Source organism: Desulfobaculum sp., assembly GCF_054921475.1.
In genome coordinates this window covers 1-4,282 of record NZ_JBUDSW010000283.1, presented here as the reverse complement: position 1 = coordinate 4,282, position 4,282 = coordinate 1, and the positions used below count along the sequence as shown (strand labels likewise).

4 protein-coding genes are annotated in these 4,282 nt (G+C 61.2%); 3 read left to right on the top strand and 1 reads right to left on the bottom strand.

Annotated elements, in window-relative coordinates; genetic code table 11:
• Together ACY69P_RS14620 and ACY69P_RS14615 are read left to right on the top strand one after the other, a co-directional pair.
• A partial coding sequence (locus ACY69P_RS14620) for an iron-containing alcohol dehydrogenase (RefSeq protein WP_462328001.1) occupies nt 1–756 on the top strand: 756 nt, incomplete at its 5' end.
• A 685-nt stretch (nt 757–1,441) separates the two neighbouring features.
• Nucleotides 1,442–3,262 (top strand): methyl-accepting chemotaxis protein, encoded by a 1,821-nt coding sequence (locus ACY69P_RS14615; protein ID WP_459901692.1) that lies wholly within the window; start codon nt 1,442–1,444, stop codon nt 3,260–3,262.
• 140 nt (nt 3,263–3,402) lie between these two features.
• On the opposite strand, the gene ACY69P_RS14610 is transcribed toward ACY69P_RS14615, so the two are convergent.
• Entirely contained in the window at nt 3,403–3,759 is a 357-nt protein-coding gene (locus ACY69P_RS14610; RefSeq protein WP_462328000.1) for a winged helix-turn-helix transcriptional regulator, read from the bottom strand.
• Nucleotides 3,760–3,872: 113 nt separating this feature from the next.
• On the opposite strand from ACY69P_RS14610, the gene ACY69P_RS14605 reads away from it, so the two are divergent.
• On the top strand, nt 3,873–4,282 hold a 410-nt coding region (locus tag ACY69P_RS14605), incomplete at its 3' end, for an alcohol dehydrogenase catalytic domain-containing protein (protein WP_462327999.1).

Here is a 4,282-nt window from a genome sequence, read left to right as displayed (position 1 = left end):
CTGCCCGTCTTCACGGTGCTCACCATCTCCGCCACCGGCTCCGAGATGAACGCGGGCGCGGTCATCACCAATGAGGCCGAGCAGAAAAAGTGGGCCCTTTTTGGCGAGCCGCTTCATCCTGTTGTTTCGGCCATTGACCCGTCCGTTCAGGCGGGGCTGCCGTGGTGGCAAACCGTCAACGGCGCGGTGGATACCCTCTCGCATGTGATGGAAGTCTACTTCACGGGCGGTGACAGCGAGGTCACGCTGGCCATGGACGAAAGCCTTATGCGCACCGTTGTGTCCATGACTGACCGCCTCAAGGCCGATGAAAGCGACTACAACGCCCGGGCGAGTCTGGCATGGGCGGCGACGCTGGCCATCAATGGCTTCACGCGGGTTGGGCACGCCGAAGGTGGCGACTGGGTGACCCACGGCATTGAGCACGGCATCAGCGCCGTCTACCCCAAGATTTCCCACGGCGCGGGCCTTGGCGTCATCGAACCCGCGTGGGTGACCTACTGCGCGGACGCAAAGCCGGACCTGTTCCGCCGCTGGGCGCGAGAGGTCTGGGGCGCGGACTCCGTGCAGGAGGCCGTAGACGCATGGAAGGCGAAGCTCCGCGACTGGGGCCACCCGACCACACTTGCTGAACTGGGTGTGGATATGGCCCGTATGGATGACATCGTCAAAAGCGCGGTGGGATTCGGCCGTATGGGCGTAGTGAAAAAGCTGACGGGCAAGGACTTTGAGGCTATTTTGAAGCTTGCGCAGTAGCGTGACGGCGCGGCAACGCCGCGCCGGAATCGAAGGCACACACCAAGGGGCGGATGCATTGGCATCCGCCCCTTTTGCGTGCTCCGTTTCGTTTCGTGGTCCATCCAGATGGAGCCTCTGCGTCTGCGCCATGCTGCATGTTGTGGTTTGTCCTGCCCTCTGCGGCGCGGGGACGCTGATTTTATGTGGCACTTTGTCGCGTAGGTGACGTTTTGTTGTGTGGGTGGTGGAAAAAGTGCACCAGCTGTCTATTTGAAGAGTTTTGTCTCTTGCCTTTTGCTACAAAAGGTGGCTAGGTTCTCGTCTTTATCGTTACTGCATGGTTTTGCGGACGCAATGGATTTTCATCTGCCGGTGACACGGCTGTGATGAATATGTCGTTGCCAGCTTGTATGGTACAGGTGCGGCCTCGGCATGGGCGCAATACGTCCAGTGCTCCGATGCGCTGTTGAATACGGCGCGCGCAATGCATGAGTGATGGAAAAACACTGGCATGAAGTATTTTGAGGGACAAGACTCTGCCGTGTTACGCCTGAGGTGATGCGGACTGCCGCCTGCAGCGGTGGCAGCGGCAATGGAGCTGTGCATGAGGGGAAGATGAGGCCTGCTTGACTGGGCGCTCAAAGAGCCGCACTGCTTTCCTGCGCTGATGAGGTGCTAAATCATACCAATCGGGGAGGATATCGTGATCCGTAAATTGACGATCAACGTCAGGATTCAGCTCATCGTTGGCATTTTATTCCTGCTTCTTGGAGTGATGCTGTATTCGTATTGGGATACGTCCCGGTATTTGGTGCAGTCCAGCGTGGAGCATATCAAGGCGTCCAAGCTGGAGGACGTGGAGGAGGAAATCAGCGTCGTCACCTCGGTGCTGGCCAATTCTCTTGCGACACAGCTTCGCGGCGTGACGGACCGTGACGAGCAATACGCCATTGTGCAGCGCAATTTGGACGCCATCCGCTTTGGCGAGGACAACTCCGGGTATTTCTACGCCTACCGCGGCACGGTCTGCGTGGCGCACGCCACCATGTCCCGTCTTATCGGGCAGGACCTCAGCGGCCTCAAAGGTCCGGACGGCGCATACCTTATCCGCAACCTTTTGAGCATCGCCCGCTCCGGCGGCGGCGTAACGGAATTCCCTTGGGAGAAGCCGGGCGAAGGCGTGCAGCAGAAGATTGGCTCCGCCGCCTACATTCCCGGTACGGATATTTGGATTGGTACCGGCGCGTATCTGTCCAACATCAAGGCCGCAGAAAACCGGTTGCAGCAGGCGCTGGTGTCCATCACGCGTCCGCGCATCATGATGACTGCCGGGGTGTTTTGCTTAGTAGGGCTTTGTATTGTTCTGCCCCTGTGCGTCTTCATCATCCGCAGCATTCTGCGCCCGCTTTCGCAGGCGGTTGTCGGGGCCAAAAGCATTGCCGACGGCGCGCTGGACGTCAGCCTGCCTGAGGACGGCAAGGACGAGTTGTCCGAACTGATGCGCACCATGAATACCATGGCCGCCCAGTTGCGCCGCAGCTACAGCGAGCTGGAGGACGCTATGAAAAGCGCCCGGCAGGAGGCCCGCGAGGCCGCCCGCGCCCGCTCCGAAGCGGAGACCAGTCAGGGCCGGGTGGAAACGTCCCTCAAGGAACTGCTCCGCACGGCCAGCACGCTGGAGCAGACCGTGGTGCAGGGCAATTCCGTGATGGTGACGGTGCAGTCGCACATGACGGGGCTGGATGAAAAGTCCGGCGGCCAGCAGACGCAGATGGCGGAGATTGAAGCCGCTATGCAGAGCCTGAGCGAAGCCGCGTTGTCCATCCGAACCATGGGCGATGAAGCCATGCATCAGGGGAAAAGCGAGATGGAAGCCGCCAACGCCGGGGCGCGTTCGGTGCAGGATTCCGTGACGGCCATCAAGGGCATCCATGTCCGCGCGCAGGAATTGCGGGGCGAGATGGAAACGCTGGAGCACCACGCGGAGTCCATTAACGAAGTGATGAACGTGATTTCCGACATTGCGGACCAGACGAACCTGCTGGCCCTCAATGCCGCAATTGAGGCCGCCCGTGCTGGCGAGGCCGGGCGTGGATTCGCCGTTGTCGCGGACGAAGTCCGCAAGCTGGCGGAGAAGACCATGCTCGCCACCAAGGAGGTCGGCCAGACCATCCACGGCATCCAGCAGTCCGCGCAGGACAATGCCCGCGCCATGTCGGATATCGCCGCGGAAATCACCCAGACGGCAGAGCTTTCGGAGAAGTCCGGGGAGGACCTTGTCGCCATCGCGCAGGATGTACAGATGGCGTACGAGCGCTCCTCGCGCATTTCGCAGGCCGCAGAGGCGCAGGCTTCGGCAACGGAGCAGGTGGCCGCTGCCCTGCACAATATGGAAGAATTGGTCCGGCAGGCAGAGCAGGACGTTCAGGGCTCCAATGGCGCTGTGTCCACGCTGTCCGGCATTATGGATAACCTCAAGGACGTCAGCGCCTCGCTGCACAAGAGGGCGCAGGCGGCTGGCTAAGCCTTGGCGCGGGGATGCGCCTTAGATACATACCACCACCGGGGCGGCTGTCTATGACGGCCGCCCTTTTTTCATTGCGCACAGGCTGGGGCGCTGCGGGCGGTGGGCTGTGGAGCAACGGGGCCGTGGCGAGGGGCGGGCTAGGCCCGTGTTCCGTCGGGGCGCAGGGTGTGTTTTTCGCCCCAGTCCCGCAGAGCATTAATGATGGGCGCAAGGGTGTCGCCCTTGGGCGTCAGGGAATATTCCACACGTGGAGGAACTTCCGGATAGGCGGTGCGCAGGATGATGCCGTCGGCCTCCATCTCGCGGAGTTGGCGGGTGAGCATGCGCCGGGTGACCTGTGGCAGTTCCCGCTGCAGGGCGTTGAAGCGGATGGGCCCGTCTGCCGCCATGAGGTGATACAGAATGATGCCTTTCCACTTGCCGCCGATGACTTCCAGCGTTGCCTCAACGGGGCAGCCTTGGTGACAGCCGCTGAATTCATGTTTCTTCTTCATGGTGCCGCCGAGTATACTATGGGTCGTTTATGTTCGCTCTTGCTGAAATGTCAGCTGTTGATACCGTAGGTCACACAAGCATAAGGACGACCAACCTGCAAGGAGCAGACATCATGAAGACAATACAGGCAAGCGGCGGCATGCCCGCCAAAGATGAAGCAGCGTTTCGCATTGTGGAGCAGGAGAAGCCGTCCCCCGGCGCGCGCGATATTGTGGTGCGGGTTGTGGCCATAGGTATGAATCCTGTGGATACCAAGGTCCGCCAGCGCATGGAGGGCAACAAGGTCCTTGGCTGGGACGCCGTTGGCACTGTGGAGGCCGTGGGGAGTGAGGTTCGGGACTTTGTCCCGGGCGACCGGGTGTTCTACGCGGGCGACATCACGCGGCCCGGGTGCAACAGCGAATACCACCTCGTGGACGAACGGATCGCCGCGCACGCTCCGGTCAGTCTGAGCGCCGCCGACGCCGTAGCCATGCCGCTGACGTCCATCACCGCGTGGGAGGCCCTTTTCCTGCGGATTGG

What these genes read in the sequence shown, in the direction of transcription:
- ACY69P_RS14610 (WP_462328000.1), bottom strand. Translation starts at nt 3,759, where the DNA reads ATGAAGAAGAAACATGAATTCAGCGGCTGTCACCAAGGCTGCCCCGTT.